The organism is Oceanobacillus oncorhynchi (assembly GCF_000821065.1).
Classification (GTDB): Bacteria; Bacillota; Bacilli; order Bacillales; family Amphibacillaceae; genus Oceanobacillus; species Oceanobacillus oncorhynchi.
Window position 1 is genome coordinate 2705512 of the sequence record NZ_CDGG01000001.1, and the last position, 21468, is coordinate 2726979.

General features: G+C 41.1%; 15 protein-coding genes. 14 read left to right on the plus strand and 1 reads right to left on the minus strand.

Annotation, left to right across the window (positions count from 1 at the left end):
- The first annotated feature begins 1463 nt into the window (after positions 1-1463).
- The 14 genes from rpsN (at position 1464) to BN997_RS13005 (ending at position 18976) form a co-directional block, all read left to right on the plus strand.
- Positions 1464-1733 (plus strand): 30S ribosomal protein S14, encoded by a 270-nt coding sequence (gene rpsN, locus BN997_RS12940; RefSeq protein ID WP_040984215.1) that lies wholly within the window; start codon positions 1464-1466, stop codon positions 1731-1733.
- Positions 1734-1882: 149 nt separating this feature from the next.
- Positions 1883-2842: a CobW family GTP-binding protein gene (locus BN997_RS12945; protein WP_042532808.1), complete on the plus strand. Its 960-nt coding sequence runs from the start codon at positions 1883-1885 to the stop codon at positions 2840-2842.
- Positions 2843-2888: 46 nt separating this feature from the next.
- Positions 2889-3998 (plus strand): NAD(P)/FAD-dependent oxidoreductase, encoded by a 1110-nt coding sequence (locus BN997_RS12950; RefSeq protein ID WP_042532809.1) that lies wholly within the window; start codon positions 2889-2891, stop codon positions 3996-3998.
- Positions 3992-5665 carry a nucleoside recognition domain-containing protein gene (locus BN997_RS22595; RefSeq protein ID WP_042532811.1) on the plus strand — a complete coding sequence of 558 codons (1674 nt, stop codon included), beginning with the start codon at positions 3992-3994 and terminating at the stop codon, positions 5663-5665. Before BN997_RS12950 ends, BN997_RS22595 begins: the two co-directional genes overlap by 7 nt.
- A gap of 18 nt (positions 5666-5683) precedes the next feature.
- On the plus strand, positions 5684-6889 hold the full coding sequence (locus BN997_RS12960; protein ID WP_042532814.1) for a GTP-binding protein: 1206 nt from the start codon (positions 5684-5686) through the stop codon (positions 6887-6889).
- The gene (dcd, locus tag BN997_RS12965) at positions 6886-7428 is read left to right on the plus strand and encodes a dCTP deaminase (RefSeq protein ID WP_042532816.1); all 543 of its coding nucleotides are present in this window, start codon (positions 6886-6888) and stop codon (positions 7426-7428) included. Before BN997_RS12960 ends, dcd begins: the two co-directional genes overlap by 4 nt.
- Positions 7429-7565: 137 nt before the next feature.
- Positions 7566-8747 (plus strand): GTP-binding protein, encoded by a 1182-nt coding sequence (locus BN997_RS12970; RefSeq protein ID WP_042532818.1) that lies wholly within the window; start codon positions 7566-7568, stop codon positions 8745-8747.
- 228 nt (positions 8748-8975) lie between these two features.
- Complete coding sequence (locus BN997_RS12975; RefSeq protein ID WP_042532820.1) at positions 8976-10433, plus strand: protein adenylyltransferase SelO; 1458 nt, start codon at positions 8976-8978, stop codon at positions 10431-10433.
- A gap of 250 nt (positions 10434-10683) precedes the next feature.
- Positions 10684-11958: a kynureninase gene (kynU, locus tag BN997_RS12980; protein WP_042532822.1), complete on the plus strand. Its 1275-nt coding sequence runs from the start codon at positions 10684-10686 to the stop codon at positions 11956-11958.
- The gene (gene kynB / locus BN997_RS12985; RefSeq protein WP_042532824.1) at positions 11958-12590 is read left to right on the plus strand and encodes an arylformamidase; all 633 of its coding nucleotides are present in this window, start codon (positions 11958-11960) and stop codon (positions 12588-12590) included. The genes kynU and kynB overlap by 1 nt, the downstream gene beginning before the upstream one ends.
- Before the next feature lie 2 nt (positions 12591-12592).
- Positions 12593-13441, plus strand: coding sequence for a tryptophan 2,3-dioxygenase (gene kynA / locus BN997_RS12990; protein ID WP_042532825.1), 849 nt, complete (start codon positions 12593-12595; stop codon positions 13439-13441).
- Positions 13442-14318: 877 nt separating this feature from the next.
- A complete protein-coding gene (gene licT, locus BN997_RS12995) occupies positions 14319-15176 on the plus strand; it encodes a BglG family transcription antiterminator LicT (protein WP_042532827.1) in 858 nt (285 codons plus the stop codon).
- A 374-nt stretch (positions 15177-15550) separates the two neighbouring features.
- Positions 15551-17473, plus strand: coding sequence for a beta-glucoside-specific PTS transporter subunit IIABC (locus BN997_RS13000; protein WP_042532829.1), 1923 nt, complete (start codon positions 15551-15553; stop codon positions 17471-17473).
- A gap of 75 nt (positions 17474-17548) precedes the next feature.
- Entirely contained in the window at positions 17549-18976 is a 1428-nt protein-coding gene (locus tag BN997_RS13005) for a 6-phospho-beta-glucosidase (protein ID WP_042532831.1), read from the plus strand.
- Positions 18977-19574: 598 nt separating this feature from the next.
- On the opposite strand, the gene BN997_RS13010 is transcribed toward BN997_RS13005, so the two are convergent.
- A complete protein-coding gene (locus tag BN997_RS13010; protein WP_042532833.1) occupies positions 19575-21377 on the minus strand; it encodes a cation:proton antiporter in 1803 nt (600 codons plus the stop codon).
- Between the last annotated feature and the right edge of the window lie 91 nt (positions 21378-21468).

Genomic DNA, 21468 nt, shown 5'->3' on the forward strand with positions numbered 1-21468 from the left:
AGAAATTATAGTAAACCGTGATGTGAACTAACCACATCACGGTTTATAAATGATTAGGATTAGCTTTCTAACCCTTGAGCTAAAGCAAATGCAAAATCATCTCCAGAAGAGTACCGCATGATTACAATATTTTTGCATCTGTATTGTGTAAAATCTTTTTCTAGGTTGGAAAAACGTTATCGAATGATTTTTGGTACTGCTGCTTTGAGTGAATTAGTACGAATATTATGTGATTTGTGAGAGGGATTTGAAGATAAGAATTATTAAATACTTTTTAACGGTTGCTTTAGAAACAAGTATCACGAAAGCTGCCAAAAATTATACAGCCGACATTAACGAGATAACAGCAACAAGCCGCCGGAGGTATTCTTTTCTATAAAAAAACAGATTCATAAATAATCATGATACTGTTTTTACAGTGTCGGGCATCTCTCCATTTTTGTCGTATAAGGGGTATATTTCTCATTTGCTTGGTTAAATTACATAGAAGAATTATTAAATTAAATAAAATGATAAAAGGGCTGATAAAATTGAGAAATGTTTTTTTTACAATAGGGCTTACGCTTATTCTATACTTCTCAATAGGGTTGCCTAAAGCAGGAGCAGAAATTATTGAGGGAGACACGACGACGGATGAAATAGAACACAATTGGGAAATATCAAGCACTAATTATGAAATAATCCACGTTGACACACATGAATATACTTATTGGAAAAATTTCCTCAGGGAAACACGCACCTGTGATGTTTTTCATAAAATAAAAACCGTCGTGTATTATTGTGATATCCATGGCCATACAAAGTCAGAGTCACATTTAGTGGAAGTAATTCATAGCGAGAAACATGCATAGAGAGAGAATCGGATTACTATGAAAAGGTTAATCCGATTCTTTTTTTCTGCACTTATTCCTAATTGGGAGAGATTGCTGTTAAAATAGATGGTTGTTTAAAAAAGACATGGGAATCAAAAATTTATATAGAAATAGGAGTGGCCGTATCCTATCCTTCGTCGGAATTCAAGCATTTCCAAGGTTGAGCGAAGGAGAATCCGAACAGCAGGTTAGGATGATGAAATTGCTGATGCGGTATTACGGCTAAGCAGTTAATCCTCAAGCTTTGTTATCGTGCAGTCTATTGCTGCGAACGGCGGCGTTACAATGAAATAAAGCAGCTTATCAATCATGGATATCTGACTCTACTTGGGGGCAGGTGTCCATGGTTTTTTACTTTGACGATTCTAATGTTCGCAGCTGGAACAGGAACCTTCTATTAATTATTGTACAAATTTTTTATTACAGGTAGGGTTAACCTTTGAGGCTATCAGATAAAAAAACTAAAACGTAATAATTACTGTTTACATATTTAATAAAATAGTTTATAATAAATTCCATTCGTAATCGTTACGATTTAAATTTATTAAGAAATACAAAATAAAGAGTACTATTGAAAGGAGAAAGTGTAAAATGGCTAAAAAGTCAAAAGTTGCAAAAGAGAAAAAACGCCAGCAAATGGTTGCACAATATGCAGAGCTAAGAAGAGAGCTAAAAGCAAAAGGAGATTATGAAGCGCTTCGTAAACTGCCTCGGGATTCTTCACCAACCCGTTTGAAAAGCCGTTGTGAGGTTACAGGCAGACCACGCGGATATATGCGTAAATTCAACATGTCCCGTATTGCTTTTAGAGAATATGCGCATAAAGGACAAGTTCCTGGCGTGAAGAAAGCCAGCTGGTAATCAAATCATGCAGTTATCTAAGCAGCAGTATCATCTAAGCTGACGCTGTATTTTCATGTACCACACGATATAAGATAGGAAAGAAAACAGCTTTTAACGGATACTTGGCGGAAAGCTGTTTTTTCTTTCATGGATAAGGAGGAAACGCATTGTCACAAGAAAGCCCCATCCCTGTAACGATTCTAACTGGGTTTTTAGGAGCCGGGAAAACAACATTGTTAAATAAACTGCTGCACGATATGCCCAATGAGAAGGCTGCTGTGATCATTAATGAGTTTGGTGATACATCGATTGATAGCCAATTAGTGATACGAACAAAGGAAGAAATCGTTGAAATTAACAGCGGCTGTATCTGTTGTAATGTACGCGGTGATTTGATCAGCTTGCTAACTGATTTAATGAAGCAGAAAGAAAAGGTGGACCGGGTTGTCATAGAAACAACGGGCATGGCGAATCCGGCTCCAGTTATTCAAACGTTTTTGATGGATGAGCAGATGGCTGATACCTTTGAAATCGACAGCGTAATCACGATGGTCGATGCGAAGCATATCGAGCAGCATTTGCAGGAAGAGGAGCCGGAGCAGCAGATTGCATTTGCCGATATTTTGCTTGTGAACAAGACCGATTTGATTACAGAAGACGAAAGAAAGCAGCTGGAAGCACAGTTAACGCATATGAATCCAAATGCCCATCAGTTTTATACGACATATGGAAACGTAGATACCAAAGAATTAATCGGAAAAAAATCGTTTGATTTAGATTATGCCTTAAACATTAATCCCGAACTGCTGACAGAACCGCATCACCATCATCATCACGTGACATCCTTTGTATTTCAAGATGAACGCCCGCTTGATTTGGACAAAGTGAATAAATGGTTTGCTTACTTAGTTCGTATCAAAGGAGAAAGCCTCTACCGTTATAAAGGAGTGCTTTCCATTAAACAAATGGAGCAAAAAGTGGTGTTTCAAGGAGTGCATATGCTGTTTGCAGGTACAGAAGGTGATGTATGGACAAAGGATGAAAAGCGCAAAAGCGAGGTTGTTATTATTGGAAAGCATCTTGACCATCAAGAGTTGGAAAAAGGCTTTCAATATTGCCTTGCTTAATTTTTGAATATAAAACCGTAATCATTACGATTTGAGGAGGGTAACCATGAAAGGAATATATGATGTCGTTATTGTAGGGGCAGGCCCTTCAGGTATTGGTGTTGCGGCAATACTCAAGCAAATGAATGCATCCTGTCTGATTTTAGAAAAAGATGATGTTGGTGCTTCTTTTCAAAGCTGGCCGGAGGAAATGCGCTTTATTACGCCATCATTCCCGGCGCAAGGATTTGGTCAAACCGATTTAAACGCCATCGTTCCGAAAACGTCACCGGCTTATACCCTTGATATGGAGCATCCCACAGGACCAGCTTATGCGAAATATTTGGAGGTAGTGGCAAATCATTTTGCCATTTCAATCAAAAAAGGGGTTCAGGTGAATCACATAGATAAAAAAGACACCGTTTTTTCTATAAATACGTCAGACGGAATTTATCAAAGCCGCTATGTTGTCTGGGCTGGGGGAGAATACCAATTTCCTGATGTAACGCCGTTCCCCGGTGCGGATTTGGGAATCCACAACAGTATGATTTCATCCTGGCAGGAGCTCGATGGAGATGATTTTCTTATCATTGGCGGTTATGAAAGCGGCATGGATGCTGCCTATCAATTAGGGCAGCTTGGTAAAAAGACGAGAGTGATTGCCAGAACGAATACATGGGAAGTGGAGAGCAGTGATCCAAGTATTGCGCTGTCCACCTATACTTACAATCGGGTTCGCCCCTTATTCGATGCGGGTTTATTAACTGTAACAGGTAATACAACTGTCGCAAAGATAGAAGAAAATTCTTCAGGCTACGATGTCTATACGAAGGATGGAAAAGTATATTTTACAAAGGCGAGACCTATTCTGGCAACAGGCTTTACTGGCAGCACGAAGCAAATAGAGAATTTAGTGTCACGCGGGAAGCATAACGAAGTACTTGTGAATGAGCAGGATGAATCAACAGCAGTGAGCGGACTGTTTTTGGCAGGTCCAGAATTGCGGCATGGCAGTCATATCTTCTGTTATATTTATAAATTCCGCCAGCGGTTTGCGGTAATCGCAGAAACGATTGGAAGACAGCTGGATTTGGATTTATCCATTTTGGAAGAGTATAGACAAGAAAACTTCTATCTGGATGACCTTTCCATGTGCGGGGAGATGTGCCAATGCTAGAGCAGGCTCAAGCCTTTTCCCTTACGCAGGAGGAGGTGGTGCTGATTGGCAGTGAATCGGTTGGGAAGTCGGGTTTGTTCCGTGCGCTGACAGGTGAAAAAAGTGCTGTTGCCAGGAATGTAAAAGGGTCCACGATTGCTGCTTTGAAAGCTTCCTGTCAATTACATCCCGATGTCCGTCTAACAGATCTTCCCGGGCTGCAATTTGATATGGACAGCCAGAATACACAGCTTACCCTGAACCATTTTCAGGATGATAAAACGATTTTATTAGTTGTGAAAGCCACTAATTTAAAGGAAGAATTGACCGAGCTGCAGGACGAACTAAATTTGAAAGGCAAAAGGATTGCAGTTGTTGCAACACATCGAGATAAGTATTTACCACCCGAGTCTGAACAAAATCGAATAAAGGAATTAGTACAGGTTCCCGTTATCTGGGTAAATACAAGAAAAATGGATGAGCAGGATCAGGAAGCAGTGATTGCGGGTGTTAAACAGGCTGAAGTCTGGGGAGCTTCTAAAAGTATTCTAAGCTTCCTTCCTGATTCGGGCGATACAGCTAATCAATTAATTCCGGCATTCCGTATGCCGATTGCCGGACCAATCCTGGCTTGCTTCTTTATTTTAGGAATGTTTGCTGTCCCTGTCATGGGTGCTTATTTATTTGTCAGCTGGCTTGAGCCGATAGCTGATCAATATGTTCTTGACCCGATTACAGGCTGGATCAATCAGGCTCCTTCTTTTTTGGCGGAGGTATTAACAGGTGATTACGGCTTGATTACGCTAGGCTCTTATTCCTTTCTGTGGGCTTTTCCTGTTGTACTGCTGATCAGTGTGATGACAAGTCTTACCGAGGAGACAGGTATACAGGAGCATGTCACACGTGCACTGGATCCATGGCTTCGTAAAATTGGTTTGACGGGAAGGGACCTGCTTCCGGTTATCACGGGGTTCGGGTGTAATGTTGTGGCGGTTTTCCAAAGCCGGGGCTGCAGCAGCTGCACCCGCACGAGCTGTGTTTCACTGATTGCATTCGGCTCGGCATGCAGTTATCAAATCGGAGCAACGCTGTCTATCTTTAGTGCGGCACATGTCCCGCTGTTATTTATTCCATATCTATTTATCTTATTTATCGTTGGAGCGATTCATACAAGAATTTGGAATCGGAATGAGGCAGATAATTTAACGCGTATTGCTCCGCTTCCTTATATTCAAAAAATAAACTGGCAGGCATTTGCATGGAAGGTAGCCAGTTCGGTTAAACAATTTTTACTGCAGGCAATGCCGATATTTTTAATAATATGTCTGGCGGCATCTGTGCTCCAGGCTATGAATATATTATCTCTTCTCCATTGGCTTGCGATGCCGATACTTTATTTATTTTCCTTACCTGTAGATGCGGCGCCGGGGCTGATATTTTCTTTCATTCGAAAAGACGGTCTGCTTATCTTAAATGAAGGGCAGGGCAGCTTATTAATGGAGATGCCGCTCAGCCAGATTTTTATTCTTGTCTATCTGGCATCGACACTCTCCGCCTGTCTGGTTACATTATTTACAATTGGGAAGGAACTCGGCTGGAGGACTTCCCTGTCTATTGGCGGAAAGCAAATGCTGACCAGTGTTGTCAGTACAGCAATTCTTGCTGGAGGATTACATTTCATATTTTAAAAAGAGGAGGATGAATACATGAAGAAGATTCCTGTTACGGTATTAAGCGGGTATTTAGGTTCTGGAAAAACAACGTTATTAAATCATGTCTTACATAACCGGGAAGGGTTAAAGGTGGCGGTCATCGTCAATGACATGAGTGAAGTCAATATTGATAGTGAGCTGGTCCAATCCCAAGGAGGATTTTCGCGGACAGAGGAAAAGCTGGTTGAAATGTCTAATGGCTGCATCTGCTGCACACTGCGGGAGGATTTATTAGTGGAAGTGGAAAAACTGGTGAAACAGGGAGAATTCGATCATATCCTAATTGAATCTTCCGGGATTAGTGAACCGATTCCTGTAGCCCAAACCTTCTCTTATATTGATGAAACGATGGATATTGATTTAACCCAATATTGCCGATTGGATACCATGGTTACCGTTGTTGACGCGAACCGCTTCTGGCACGATTTCGGTTCAGGCGATTCGCTTCTTGACCGGAAACAGGCGGTCAGTGATGTAGATGAACGAAATATTGCTGATTTATTAATTGACCAAATTGAATTCTGTAATGTGCTTATTCTCAATAAAACGGATTTAGTCAAAGCAGAGGATTTAGAAAAGCTGGAGAAGGTGATTCGTACCTTACAGCCGGAAGCAAAAATCATCCGCACGCAGCATTGTAAGGTCGATTTACAGGAAATTGTCAATACGAATTTGTTTGATTTTGAGAAGGCAAGTGAGTCAGCCGGCTGGTTACAGGAATTAAATGCAGGCGTGGAAAATCATACGCCGGAAACCGAAGAATACGGGATCAGTTCCTTTGTATACCGGTCCAGATTGCCATTTCATACGGAACGGCTGGTAAGCTGGTATCAGGATTTGCCAAGAGAAATTGTCCGCATGAAAGGCGTTGTCTGGTGTGCGACACATAATAATCTAGCCTTATTGCTATCGCAGGCAGGCCCTTCTGTCGAGGTGGAGCCGTTAGCTTATTGGGTCGATTCGCTGCCAAAAGCCCAGCAAAGGGAAATATTCGAGAATAATCCGGAGGTCAGAGAGCTGTGGGATCCGCAATTCGGAGACCGCCATACCAAGCTGGTATTCATTGGCATGGACTTGGATAAGGAGCAGATAACGGAGGATTTAGAACGCTGCTTGTTGAGTGAAACAGAAATGGATGAGGACTGGACCGCGTTTAGAAATCCATTTCCATGGCAGCTATCGGGAAGTGCGAAGGCATGATTTTATCCGGACAAACGATAAAACAGTATGTTGATGATAAGCAGTTAACAATTACCCCTTTTCAGGAATTAAGTGTTCAGCCAGCTTCGATTGATTTGCGGCTGGGGAAAGATTTTTTAGTTGTTGATGACTTGTCTACGCCTTATTTATCGGTTGATCAACCAGCAGATTATCGGAAAATCAAGATAGCAGAGCAAGAAATCATCACGATTCCGCCGCAAAGTTTTCTATTGGGAACAACATTGGAACAAATTGGTCTCCCAGAACAGTTAACTGCCTTTGTGGAAGGAAGAAGCTCGATCGGTCGGCTCGGTGTTTTTATTCAAAATGCAGGCTGGATCGTTCCGGGATTTTCTGGACAAATTACACTGGAATTGTTTAATGCAAATCGCGTGCCTGTTCAGCTGCAGGCCGGAATGCGAGTTTGCCAGCTGGTTATTGCCAAAGTGGATCAAAAAACGGAAGGGTATAGTGGAAAGTACTTGTATCAGCAAGGGACGACACCGAGCCGTGTTTATTTGGACAAGGAAAGAACGTGAATCTTTCATTGGCGGAGAGGAAGCTTCTTTATATATAGAAAAAAATATAGGAATAAAGACGTTTAGTTGGCTGTAATGCTGTCATTTCCAGAATGACGGTTACAGCCAGTTCATCTGTAAGAAAGGTGTGAAATAAAGTGAGCAAGAAAATACCAGTAACGGTGTTAAGCGGATTTCTAGGTGCAGGGAAAACAACTCTGCTGAATCATCTGCTTCAAAATCAGCAAGGATTGAAAATAGCCGTTATCGTGAATGATATGAGTGAAATAAATGTGGATGCCAAATTGGTAAAAGAAGGCGGCTTTATCCGTACGGAAGAAAATATGGTAGAAATGACTAATGGCTGTATTTGCTGCACATTAAGAGAAGACTTAATTGTAGAGCTGGAAAAATTAGCAAAACTTGATATCGATTATGTGTTGATTGAATCAAGCGGTGTGTCGGAACCTATTCCAGTTGCGCAAAGCTTTGTCTATGCGGATGATGAATTGGGAATCGACTTAAATGCCTTTTTTCAGCTTGATACGATGGTAACGGTCATCGATGGACATCAGTTTTGGAAGGATTATCAATCAGAGGATTTATTGATGGACCGCGGGATGGAAGTCGCTGAGGACGATGAAAGAGGCATTGTCGATTTACTGGTAGACCAGATTGAATTTGCCAATGTGATTATTTTAAATAAAACAGATCAGATGATGGAGGAAGAGATTACTTCATTAAAGAGCTTACTTTATAAATTAAACCCGGATGCGAAATTTATCACAGCGGCCTTCGGGAAAGTAGACCCGTTACAGGTGCTTCAAACCGGTCAGTTTGATTTTGAAGAAGCAAAGCATGGCGCCGGCTGGATAAAGGAATTGAATGAGGAGCATATTCCGGAAACAGAAGAATATGGAATCAGCTCCTTTGTCTATCGAAGCAGAAAACCGTTTCATCCCGAGCGTTTTCAAGGTTGGCTGGAAAATTGGCCGAAGGAAATCCTCCGGGCGAAAGGCTTCTTTTGGTTAGTCACCAGAAATAATGTAGCAGGGTTTTTGTCTCAGGCAGGTTCAATGATGACACTGGAAGGAGCCGGCAGATGGCTGGCAAGCTATTCGGAAGCAGAACAGGAAGCATTAAAAGTGCAGGACCCCTCTTTGTTTGAGGACTGGGATGAGCAGGCCGGGGATCGGATGACAGAGCTTGTTTTGATTGGCAGTGAGATGGATAAGGAAGGGATTGCGGCGTCATTGGATGCTTGTTTAGTGACGGAGGAGGAAGCGGAACAGGATATTTCTGCTTTTGTGGATGATTTACCTGCTTTTCCTGTGGTTTAAAGAAATTTATTATATTAAAATTCAAGTATAAGAGGGGAAGAATGCATAAATTATGTATTCTTCCCCTCTTATACTATAGGAAAACAAGAAGTTTAAGTGGAGAAATTAATGATAATAAATATTTTTACAAATAAAAGTGCAAAGTAAAAAAAGGTGATTCATTCAAGTAAAATATACTTATATGTTATCCTAAAGAAAACGAACAGTTTAAATAAAGGAGGCGATCCGATGACAGATAAACAGAATCAAGGCTGGAGCTTAGAAAATACCTACCAGCAATTGCCCAAGCTTTTCTTTACGAATGTAAAACCAGCAAAAGCAGATGCCCCTGTGCTAGCCGTGTACAATGAAAAGCTCGCAGCAGAATTAGGGTTGGATAGTTCCGCCTTGAAGCACGAAGCGGAAATCTTCGCAGGCAATAAGCTTCCAGAGGGAAGTAATCCAATCGCTCAAGCTTATGCAGGACATCAATTTGGTTCTTTTACGATGCTTGGAGACGGTCGTGCTGTATTATTTGGAGAGCAAGTGACTCCGAAGGGTGAGCGCTATGATATTCAGCTGAAAGGCTCTGGCAGAACGCCTTATTCCCGCGGCGGGGATGGACGGGCGGTCCTTGGACCGATGCTGAGAGAATATCTAATCAGCGAAGCAATGCATGGATTGGGCATTCCGACAAGCCGCAGTTTAGCGGTAGCAACCACCGGGGGAACGGTATTTCGTGAAGCTCCGCTGCCCGGCGCTGTTTTGACAAGAGTGGCAGAAAGCCATATTCGGGTTGGAACGTTTCAATATGCAAGGCAGTGGGGGAATAAAAAGGATTTACAAGCGTTGGCAGACTATAGCATGAAGCGGCATTATCCAGAGATTGCAGAGGATGAAAATCGTTATTTGACATTCTTGTATAAGGTGGCAGACAAGCAGGCCGAGCTGATTGCGGATTGGCAGTTAAAAGGCTTTATCCATGGTGTGATGAATACAGATAATGTTGCTATCAGCGGAGAGACGATTGATTATGGTCCATGTGCTTTTATGGATCAATATGATCGGAAAACAGTTTTTAGTTCGATTGATCAGCAAGGGCGTTATGCTTACGGCAATCAGCCGGGAATTGGTGCTTGGAATATGGCGCGCTTTGCAGAATCCTTGTTAGTTCTGATGGATGAGGATGAAGAAGAAGCGATTCCAAAGGCAAAAGAGGCTGTGGAAACCTATGTGCAGTCAGTAGAAGCCTATTGGTTAGACGGTATGAGGAAGAAGCTGGGGATTATCGGTCAAAGTGATGATGATAAAACATTGATTCGAAGCTTGTTGGATTTGATGGAGAAATATCATGCAGACTTTACCAATACCTTCCGTGCTTTAACGCTGCAGCAGCTTGATGCTGATTCCGTTCTTTTCCAATCCACTGCTTTTAAAGAGTGGCATCAGGCATGGCAGGATAAGCTTGAAAGTCAGACGGCATCTTTAGAAGAAGCTTATCAATTAATGAAACGGCATAATCCATCGATTATTCCCCGAAATTATTTGGTGGAAGAGGTGTTGGCTGCGGCTGTGACAGAAGGCGATTACGAACCTTTTCATGCTTTATTAACAGCATTGGAAGATCCTTATGCGTATACAGAGGAGCAGGAGAAATATGCTGTTGATCCGCCGGAACAGGATTTTCAGACGTTTTGTGGTACGTGATGATATACTTTGGAATTGTAAGAATGGAACAGAAAGAAGCCCAAGAAATTATCAACATAATCTCTTGGGCTTATTTTTAGGGCTGCTCCATCTGATAGGGGAAGTATTTTCTATTTTTAACAATAGTTATGTTATTGGTTCCATTCATGTCGAGTTATTGGTAAGCTGTTAACAGAAGATAATTAGCAAAACAGTCTAAAAATCCCTTAATACGTTTCAACCATAGCATAATGGCAAAGGAAGTGACAAAATGGAAGAAAGATATACAAGAACCTATGCTGAAAAGCTAGATGCGGAGGATACATTAAGGTCCTTCCGAAATGAATTTTATCTCGAAAATGAATACGTTTACATGGATGGGAATTCCTTAGGTTTGATGAGCAAAAGAGCAGAGCAGTCCGTCTATGATTTGCTTGCTTCCTGGAAAAAGCATGCGATTGATGGATGGACGCAAGGAGAGAACGCCTGGTACTACTTATCGGAATCGCTTGGTGAAAAAATGGCCGTGCTTGTTGGTGCCCAAAAAGAGGAGGTTGTCGTAACTGGTTCAACAACCGTAAATCTGCATCAGCTTGTGTCCACATTTTATAAACCAAAAGGAAGCAAAACAAAAATTTTAGCAGATGCATTAAACTTTCCCAGTGATATTTATGCTTTAAAAGCACAGCTGAAGTTAAAAGGGTATGATGAATCCCACCTTATTCAAGTACAGAGTGAGGATGGGCACATACTGGATGAAGAGACCATTATAGATGCAATGACAGAAGAGATTGCATTAATTGTATTGCCGAGCGTCCTGTACCGGAGCGGACAAATCTTAGATATGGAAAAGCTGACAACAGCAGCGCATGAGCGCGGTATAAAAATTGGTTTTGATTTATGTCATTCGATTGGGGCTGTCCCGCATCAACTGCATGATTGGGACGTTGACTTTGCGTTTTGGTGTACCTATAAACATTTGAATGGCGGGCCGGGCAGTGTGGCGGCGCTTTATGTGAATGAAAAGCATTTCGGGGCTGTGCCTGGACTTGCGGGCTGGTTTAGCTCCAATAAAGAAAAGCAGTTTGATATGGAGCATACGTTGACGGCCGCCGGGAATGCCGGAGCTTTTCAAATCGGGACACCACATGTGTTAAGTACTGCTCCGCTAATTGGAGCATTAGAGCTGTTTCATGAAGCCGGAATAGAAAAAATACGCGAAAAGTCCTTGCAGCTGACCGCATATATGGTGGAATTAATTGAACACGAATTAAAGGAATTTGATTTTGAGATTTGTAATCCAGTAAATGAAAAACAGCGTGGAGGGCATATTTACCTTGAACATCCGGAGGCTGCGAGAATTTGCAAAGCATTAAAGAGGAAGAAGGTCATTCCTGATTTTAGAAAACCATCTGGTATTCGGCTTGCGCCGGTGGCTTTATATAATTCGTTTACGGATGTTTATGAATGTATACAAACACTAAAGAATATTATGGAAGAAAAAGCTTACGAGCAATTTTCCAATGAAAGAGAGGTTGTTTCCTAATGTCTAAATGGATCGATATTTCCCAACCGTTAAATAACCATCTGGCACACTGGCCGGGGGATGAACCATTTCACTATGATACGCCCGTAACAAAAGAGGTGTCGGGAGTTGTTAATATCGGCAAAATCACAACAAGTGTACATATCGGAACACATGTTGATGCACCGTTTCATTTTTCAAATGAGGGCAAACGGATACTGGATTTAGATATTGAGCGCTATATTGGTCTCTGTAAAGTGATTGATTTAAGTGATTTTAATGAAATTAGCGAAAAAGCTTTAAAGACAAAAGGAATTTCGCATGCGGAGCGTTTGCTGATTAAAACAGCGCTTCCAAATAAACCGGATCGTTTTCCAGAAGAAGTGTCTCCGATAACAGCAGACGGAGCAGCTTATATGAAAGAGCTCGGTGTAAAGCTTGTAGGTGTAGACACTCCATCTGTGGATTCGATTTCAAGTAAAGACCTGGCCGGGCATCATGCATTGTATAAGCAAGATATTTATATTTTGGAGAATGTGATGCTGGACCAGGTTGAAGAAGGTGATTATGAACTGATTGCCTTGCCATTAGCGTTGGAAGAAGGGGATGGGTGTCCTGTTCGTGCCGTCATAAAACCAATAGAGGAGCGTTAAAAATGAAATCGGTCAATCAACACCAAGCTTTTGAAAATGAAAAGAGTATCCAAACTGATTTTAAAGAGAAGATGACATACAGTGATTATTTAAGCCTGGATACGTTATTATCGAGCCAGCATCGTTTGAGCGGCCATCATGACGAAATGTTATTTATCATTGTTCATCATGTAAGCGAGCTGTGGATGAAGCAGATTCTGCATGAAATTCATTCTGCCACCCGAGATATACAGGCAGATAATCTAAGGTCTTCCTTTAAAAAGCTCGCACGCGTATCTCAAATACAAGAGCAGCTAAAAAGTGTATGGGACGTCCTTTCTACGCTGACGCCAAGCGAGTATATCGAGTTTAGAGATAAATTGGGAAGTGCTTCTGGATTTCAATCCTATCAAAATAGATTAGTAGAATTTGCTCTGGGATATAAAACAGAATATGTTCTCAAAATATATGAAAATGATACGGAGCTTCATCCAATTTTACAAGAAGCATACGATGCGCCAAGTCTTTATGATGTGTCGATTCAAGCTCTCTCCAGAGCAGGGTTTTCCATTGATAAAGAAGTATTAAACAGGGATGCCCGTATCACGCATCAGACGAATGAGAGCGTGAAAAGAGCCTGGATGATAGTCTATAAAAATGTAGAGCAGTATTGGGAGTTATATGAGCTTGCTGAAAAATTGGTGGACATAGAAGGCTTATTTCAGCAATGGCGCTTCAGGCATATGAAAACGGTAGAAAGAATTATTGGCTTTAAAAAAGGAACAGGCGGTTCTGGCGGCGTGAGCTACTTGAAAAAAGTACTCGATCAATATTTTTTCCCGGAATTGTGGGATCTGCGAACAGAACTTTAGATGACACATATTTCGAATGTTGACCAGTATGATTTATCCTAAATGTTTATACTGTGAAATTTATCCTATACGACACGTTATTTCTGATTAATATCCTTTGTTTCAATGAAGCCAAGGCCATTTTTATATTATATTCAAAACTCAGGTTCAGCTAACGGAGATAATGAATACTCCCACCACTTAATTTCTACCGAAATTTGAAGTGTGGGTTTCTGGGGTGTCGACTTTCAAGATGACGATTAACCACCAGTGGAGTTGACACATCGGTGTGCTAAAAACACCCAACCCCGCTATCCCATTGGTCCTGCCTTTGGGACTACTTTTCAGCCTAATTAAGGTTCACACATTTATGTGCCTTGGCTGACATGTTTGGCTTGAACATTTTACATGGCAAAGCAACGATTCTTGCCACAACCTGCTATGTTCAGTTTTCAAAGAACGTCTTTCAAGAATATTATACCATGCAAACCTATGTTCGTAAATGCGAAAAGGCAATTCACCTCCCACCTACTCATTGGGTTTCACCCTGCACATCCCTTGAGGTTGGGAGCCCTCTCGCCTAACTAAGATAGAAGCATAGCGTAAGATAGAATGGATAAGAACGAATGGAGAATATAAAAATAAATATATTTTACTACCTATATCAGGAAGTGCTTAAACAGTTAGGTAAAAAATCTACTTTCCTGTTGCATTTGAAACCGTAATCATCTATAATGAAGTTAACTAAAGGATTGTTACTGTTCGGCAGGCAAAACCTGGGTTAATCACAGTGGATTGTATGGCTTTTTGTCTACAATTTTGGATTAATCCAGGTTTTTTTCTGGACAAACAGGTATCAGAAGAATTTAAAAAATACTCATTTCAGGTGTGAATGCAATTGAAAATTACAAAAGTATTAAATAATAATGTAGTTATGTCAAAAGATGAATCCAATCAGGAAATCGTTGTCATGGGCAAGGGTTTGGCTTTTCAAAAAAAGACTGGAGATGCGATTGAATCATCGAAAGTGGAGAAAACCTTTGTGCTGGAGAATTCTAATGTAGCTAAGAAGCTTGCGGAATTAATGAAAGAAACTTCTGAGATCTACTTGGATCTTTCTTACAAAATCCTTGAACTGGCTAAATCTCAATTGACATATAAATTGGATAATTATTTATATGTTGCCTTAACGGATCATTTAAGCTTTGCAATTACAAGGCATAAAAACGGCATCGACTTGAAAAATCCGCTGTTGTGGGAAATTCGCAGGTATTATAAACAGGAGTTTCAGATTGCATTAAAAGCGTTGGATATGGTGGAAGAGGATACTGGAGTAAGGCTTGTAGAAGATGAAGCGGCTTCTATTGCGCTGCATCTGGTCAATAGTCAACTATCCGGTGAAAACATGGATACCGCAATTAAAGTAACGGAACTGGTTAATAATATCCTGAATATTGTCAGATACTATTTCAAAATTGAATTGGATGAGGATTCTATCAACTATGAACGGTTTCTGACACATCTGCGGTTTTTTGCTACCCGTTTTATCCGGAAAGAAAAAGCAGAAAATACGCATGATGATTTCCTGTATGAACAGGTGAAAAAGAAATATACAGCTGCATTTGAATGCACAGAGAGAATTGCAGCCTATATTGCTAAAAACTATGATTGGGACATTTCCAATGATGAAAAAGTTTACTTAACATTGCATATCCACCGAATTACCAATCGGCACCAAATAGATTCTACATCGTGATATAAAAGAAACCTGTAATTGAATAATCATATTTAGGATTGTTACTGATGAAGCAGGCAAAACCTAAGTTACCCGCAGTTTACAGAAGAGAGCTCTGTATGCTGTGTGTAATTTAGGTTTTTTTTATTACCTTGAGGAGGTGGTTGAATCAAATTATAAATTATCATAAAACGAATGGATGAGATGTTGTCAGGCTGTATGTCGGAATTATTTATTATTTTTTAGAAGCGTAACCTCTATCCCGAAGAGTATCGCACCGCAGGAAATATTTTAAGCAAACGCTATATGTAAAAGAACCCATGCAGGCAATAATTCTGAAGAAAATCAGAAAATAGATTTAATTTGTTTTATTATAATAGAAAGAGGGGAAAACAATGAAATATGAACAATTAGCCAAAGATATCATTGAAAATGTCGGCGGAAAAGAAAACGTTAACAGTGTTGTTCATTGTATTACGCGTCTTCGTTTTAAATTAAAAGACGAGGAAAAGGCAAATACAGAGGTTTTAAAAGAAATGGATGGCGTTGTAACCGTCATGAAAAGTGCCGGACAATACCAAGTAGTTATCGGCAACCATGTACCAGATGTGTATAAGGCAGTTGTAGAAGTCGGCGGTTTGGAGTCAAAAGGATCTGCTGATGAAGCGGATGGCGGAGATAAAGGCAGCTTGCTCAACCGTTTTATTGATATGATTTCAGGTATCTTCACGCCGATTCTTGGAGTATTGGCAGCGTCCGGTATGATCAAAGGGTTCAATGCTTTATTCGTTGCGATTGGATGGCTTAATGAAGAAGGCGGAACATATCAAATTTTAAATGCAACCGGAGATGCCCTGTTTTATTTCTTGCCGATTATATTAGGGTACAGTGCAATGAAAAAGTTCGGCGGGACGCCTTTCATAGGTATGGTTATTGCCATGGCATTGGTATATCCTGCGCTTGAAGGAATACCTGGAGCGGCAGAACCGCTGTATACCTTGTTTGCAGGAACGGTGTTCGAGTCACCTGTCTATATAGAGTTCTTTGGTATCCCAGTCATTTTAATGACGTATTCAATGTCCGTTATACCAATTATTGTAGCAACATTTTTTGCAGCAAAAATTGAAAAGGCTTTAGCGAAAATTACTCCTAATGTTGTCAAAATGTTTTTTGTACCTATGTTCACGTTACTGATTATTATTCCATTAACCTTTATTGTGATTGGCCCAATTGCAACCTGGGCAAGTCAGTTATTGGGACAGGTAACTGTCTGGGTGTATGATTTAAGCCCTATTATTGCAGGTGCTTTCCTGGGCGGTTTCTGGATGGTATTTGTTATGTTTGGATTGCATTGGGGGCTTGTTCCAATTGCGTTTAACAACGTTGCTGTTTCCGGAGAAGATCCAATTCTGGCATTGATTTTCGTGCATTCATTTGCTTTAGCAGCAGCAGTACTGGCCATTTGGATAAAAACAAAAAATGAAACTACGAAAACACTCAGCCCGCCGGCATTTATTTCTTCCATATTCGGCGTAACGGAACCTGCTTTATACGGGATCGCTTTACCATTGAAGCGACCATTTATTATTTCGCTTATATCATCAGCTGTCGGTGGAGCAATCATTGGATTATTCGGTACGAAAATTCACTTGCTCGGCGGACTTGGTATCTTCCAATTCCCTGCCATGATCCATCCAGAGGAAGGATTAAACACAGCATTTATCGGTACTATTATAGCAGCAGCGGTCGGGATGGTTCTATCCTTTGTTCTGACTTATTTCTTCGGAGGGATTAATCAAAAAGCGACAGCTGCACCAGCAGCCGAAGCAGCTTCCGCAAAAGAGGAAACAGTTATTACGATACAAAATGAAGATATTGTCAGCCCGTTAACTGGAGAAACCATTGCACTCGAAAAAATAGAAGATACGGCGTTTGCTTCCGGAACGCTTGGGAAAGGAATTGCAGTGGAACCGACAGAAGGAAAATTGATTTCACCTGTTTCTGGAACTGTTTCGGCGATGTTCCCTACAAATCACGCCATTGGAATTACAACGGAAAATGGCGCTGAGATTTTAATGCATATTGGGATGGACACAGTACAATTGGATGGCAAGCACTTCACAGGCCATGTGGAACAAGGTGCAAAAGTCGACAAAGGACAGCTGCTTATTGAATTTGATATACCAGAAATTAAAAAAGCCGGCTTCCCTCTGACCACACCGATTATTATCACGAATTCAGGTGATTATAAAGATATTGCGTTTACAGAAACAAAACAAATTAAGATTGGCGACCCGCTGCTTTCATTAGAAAAGTAACGGATACCAAATAGATAGAAGGAAAGGGTGGTATTCAGTCTTTCCTTCTCCATACTAAACAAAGGAGTTTTTACGATGACACAATTTCCAAAAGGATTTTTATGGGGCGGAGCAGTAGCTGCGAACCAGGTTGAAGGTGCTTATTTAGAGGATGGAAAAGGATTAACATCGGTTGATTTATTGCCGACGGGAGAAAAGCGCTGGCAGGTCATGACAGGAAAAGTTGATTCATTAAAACCCGTTGAAGGCGAATTTTATCCATCGCATGAAGCCATTGATTTTTACCATCGCTATAAAGAAGATATTGCTTTGTTTGCGGAAATGGGATTTAAAGCATTACGAGTTTCGATTTCATGGGCGCGTATTTTTCCGAATGGAGATGATGCAGAGCCAAATGAAGCAGGACTTCAATTTTATGATGATTTATTTGATGAAATGCGGAAATATGACATAGAACCGGTTGTAACCATTGCCCATTTTGATGTGCCGGTACATTTAATTGAAGCCTATGGAAGCTGGAGAAATCGCAAGCTTGTGAATTTCTTTGAAACCTATGCAAAAACGATTTTCACACGTTACCAGGATAAAGTGAAATATTGGATGACATTCAATGAAATCAATATGCTTCTGCATCTTCCATTTGTCGGTGCCAGATTAGTGTTTGACGAAGGTGAAAATGAGTTGCAAATCAAATATCAGGCAGCGCATCATCAGCTCGTCGCAAGTGCCTTAGCTGTAAAAGCAGGACATGAAATTATCCCGGATGCAAAAATCGGCTGTATGCTGGCAGCAGGTACAACCTATCCGTACACTTCTAATCCGGATGATGTTGCCAAAGCCATGGAAAGAGACCGGGAATCCTTCTTCTTTATTGATGTGCAATCCCGCGGGCATTATCCGGGTTATGCAAAACGCTTTTTCCGGGACAATGATTTGAAAATCCATATGGAAGAAAATGATGAAGAACTATTGAAGAATCATACAGTGGACTATATCGGATTCAGCTATTATTCCAGCAGAACAACAAGCACTGATCCGGAAATATTAAAGGATATTACAGATGGAAATGTATTTGCTTCTGTTGCCAATCCATATCTGAAAGCATCCGAATGGGGTTGGACAATTGATCCAAAAGGCTTCCGCATTACGGCTAATCAGCTGTATGACCGCTATGAAAAGCCATTATTTGTTGTGGAAAACGGACTTGGCGCGATTGACAAATTAAACGCTGATGGTACCGTTGACGATGACTATCGTATAGAGTATTTAAAGGAGCATATCGCTGAAATGGGTGAAGCAATAGAAGATGGTGTGGATATCATCGGCTATACCAGCTGGGGCCCGATTGACATTGTCAGTGCCTCCACCGGCGAAATGAAAAAACGTTACGGTTATATTTATGTAGACCGTGATAACGAAGGAAAAGGGACCTTAAAACGTTCGAAAAAGAAAAGCTTTGATTGGTATAAGCAGGTGATTGCTTCGAATGGGGAGAAGCTATAATTTGATTTAGAGGGTAACCGAGAGTTGTTAAGATGAATATTTCCAATCAAAAATAAATCGATATAAACGAAAAATGTATTTCAAAAGCCTCGCTGATAGATGGAATGTCATCATTTCAGCGAGGCTTTGTTCAAGAATAGGAAAGTATATAAAAAAGCTGAAGATAGCCGCTCCAACGGGTTTCATGGGGTGAGTAATCTTAGGCCCCAGAAATACACTCCGCTTTCCGTGGGCTTGAGCTCAGCCTCCTCGAAAAAAGAAGTTCGCTTTTTTCTGCGGGGTCTTCGCTCTGCGCATTCCCACAGGAGTCTCCGTGTATTTCTTCTGGGACTGCGATTACTCGCCCCATCAAAACCGTCGCTAGAATTAGCGTCATTTCTTTGTAAGAAGAAAACAAATAAACATATTTCTTCTTAGATGGGAGCGGATGTTGTCGACTCCTGCGGGAAAAGCAACAGGTGAAGGCCCCGCAGGAAGCGGTTTTCTTCCGAGGAGACTGAGCCGTTGCCCGCGGAAAGCGACTTCCCGCAGCGGACATCTCTTTAGCAAGAACAGCTGTGTTTTAAGGACCAAGTATTCTCCTTGGTTTTTCTTATGTTTAAGTCAGTTTATTTTTCTGCAAAACAACGAGCTGGTCTTCTTCATCTAACATTATTTTACTTCTTAACGTAATCAGCTGAATGGTATGGTTCTTCTTTTTGATAAACAGTGGAACCGTATTTTCCGGCAATTGCTCCTTCTCAAGCTTTCCTTTTTGATTTAATGGGAACTCTTGTATCGTGTAGCCTGTATTGATTTTCTTATTTAATTCGGTAAATACAGCATCTTCATGAAACAGGAGATGTCCTTTTCCTGCAAACGGAATTTTGTTCGACCCCTCTTGTTTATAGTTGTTGCTGGTAAGGGTAAATGTATGATGGTGACCAAATTTAGGTGCATAGGACTGGCTGACCAATATGTTGATTGCGTCATCTCCGGTCAAAGAAAGAATGGTCTCATATGGCGTCAGGTCTACTTCATATTCGCTGTGCTCTGCCAGGATTTGACCGTGATAAACAGGGATTTTCTTATTTACAGCCGGCTGCAGCTGTGTAGCGGAAGAATCACTGATTAATACAGGTAAATCCATCTTTTGTAAATAGGAAGCCAATGCAATGGAAAAGCTGTTTGCTCCCACTAATAGGACGCCTGGTGCGGTATCATTGGCAAGATGGAGCGCCTTAGCAATTGGCCGCAATGAAAATCCATGCGCGCATACGGTAATAAATACAAGTGCAAAGGTTAAAGCTGTTAGCATAGCAGCCCCTTCATGCCCGTCATTCAGCAGAATGGTTGCAAAATAACCGGAAACAGACAGGGCAACAATTCCCCGCGGTGCAATCCAGCCGATCAGCATCTTTTCAGAATTGGAAAGCTCTGTGCCAATAGTAGAGAGCCAAATCGATAAAGGGCGTACAATAAATAACATGACAAGAACAAAGCCGATAATCGGCCAGGTGAACATCTCCGCGATTGTTTCCCGCGTTAAAGAAGCCGTCAGTAAAATGAAAATAGTGGATGTCAGCAGGACAGAAATATTTTCAACAAAGTGACTGACTTCATGGCCGATAGAGGATATATAATGTTTGGTACGGCCAATTGTTAATCCCATAACGGTAACAGCCAGCATGCCAGTTTCATGCATAATAACCTCGGCTACGGTAAAACAAAGCAGGAGAAAGGATATAATAATCGGTGTTTTTAGGTACTCGGGAAATACGCCCTTGCTGATCATTAAACTGACTACCATGCCGATCACATAGCCGAGAATAACGGCAATAATGGCACTGAGAAAGAAATGAATTAAATAATTCGCATGCAGACTTTCTGTTGTAAGTACCTTAATAATTTCGTAAGCAAATAATGCGAGCAGCGGACCGAATGGATCAACAATAATTCCTTCCCATTTAAGGACAGCTGCCGTACGCGGTTTTAATTTTGCATTCCGCAGCAAAGGCAGAATAACAGTCGGTCCGGTTACAATAAATAAACCGCCAATAATGAAAGATATCTCCAAGCTCAAGCCTGCGATAAAATGAGCAGCGAGTGCTCCGCCGATCCAGGCAATGAAAGCACCGAACGTAACAATCCGGAATACGGATTTAGATACGCCTCTGATTTCCCGGACATCGAGGCTGGAGCTGCCTTCAAATAAAATAATGGCGACCGCAAGCGAAATCAATGGACTGTACAGGCTGCCCAATGCTTCTTGCGGGTTGAACAAACCAAGCACAGGTCCCAATAATAGTCCGGCAATGGACATGATGACAATGGAAGGCCATTGAATTCGCCAAGCCAGCCATTGCGAGAAGATACCAACGACAATAATAACAACGATACTGACTAGAGCAATATTTTCCATAGCATTTTCTCCGTTCTTTTAGATTCATGTAAAGTAGTTTATCAATTCTGGGAGAGTTTGTCTTATATTTTGTCAGAAGGTGAATAGATCA

Coding starts and splice junctions, on each gene's coding strand:
- dcd (WP_042532816.1), top strand. CDS start 6,886: ATGATTTTATCCGGACAAACGATAAAACAGTATGTTGATGATAAGCAG.
- kynB (WP_042532824.1), top strand. CDS start 11,958: ATGTCTAAATGGATCGATATTTCCCAACCGTTAAATAACCATCTGGCA.
- BN997_RS12975 (WP_042532820.1), top strand. CDS start 8,976: ATGACAGATAAACAGAATCAAGGCTGGAGCTTAGAAAATACCTACCAG.
- kynU (WP_042532822.1), top strand. CDS start 10,684: ATGGAAGAAAGATATACAAGAACCTATGCTGAAAAGCTAGATGCGGAG.
- BN997_RS12950 (WP_042532809.1), top strand. CDS start 2,889: ATGAAAGGAATATATGATGTCGTTATTGTAGGGGCAGGCCCTTCAGGT.
- kynA (WP_042532825.1), top strand. CDS start 12,593: ATGAAATCGGTCAATCAACACCAAGCTTTTGAAAATGAAAAGAGTATC.
- BN997_RS13000 (WP_042532829.1), top strand. CDS start 15,551: ATGAAATATGAACAATTAGCCAAAGATATCATTGAAAATGTCGGCGGA.
- BN997_RS13005 (WP_042532831.1), top strand. CDS start 17,549: ATGACACAATTTCCAAAAGGATTTTTATGGGGCGGAGCAGTAGCTGCG.
- BN997_RS13010 (WP_042532833.1), bottom strand. CDS start 21,377: ATGGAAAATATTGCTCTAGTCAGTATCGTTGTTATTATTGTCGTTGGT.
- BN997_RS12960 (WP_042532814.1), top strand. CDS start 5,684: ATGAAGAAGATTCCTGTTACGGTATTAAGCGGGTATTTAGGTTCTGGA.
- rpsN (WP_040984215.1), top strand. CDS start 1,464: ATGGCTAAAAAGTCAAAAGTTGCAAAAGAGAAAAAACGCCAGCAAATG.
- BN997_RS22595 (WP_042532811.1), top strand. CDS start 3,992: ATGCTAGAGCAGGCTCAAGCCTTTTCCCTTACGCAGGAGGAGGTGGTG.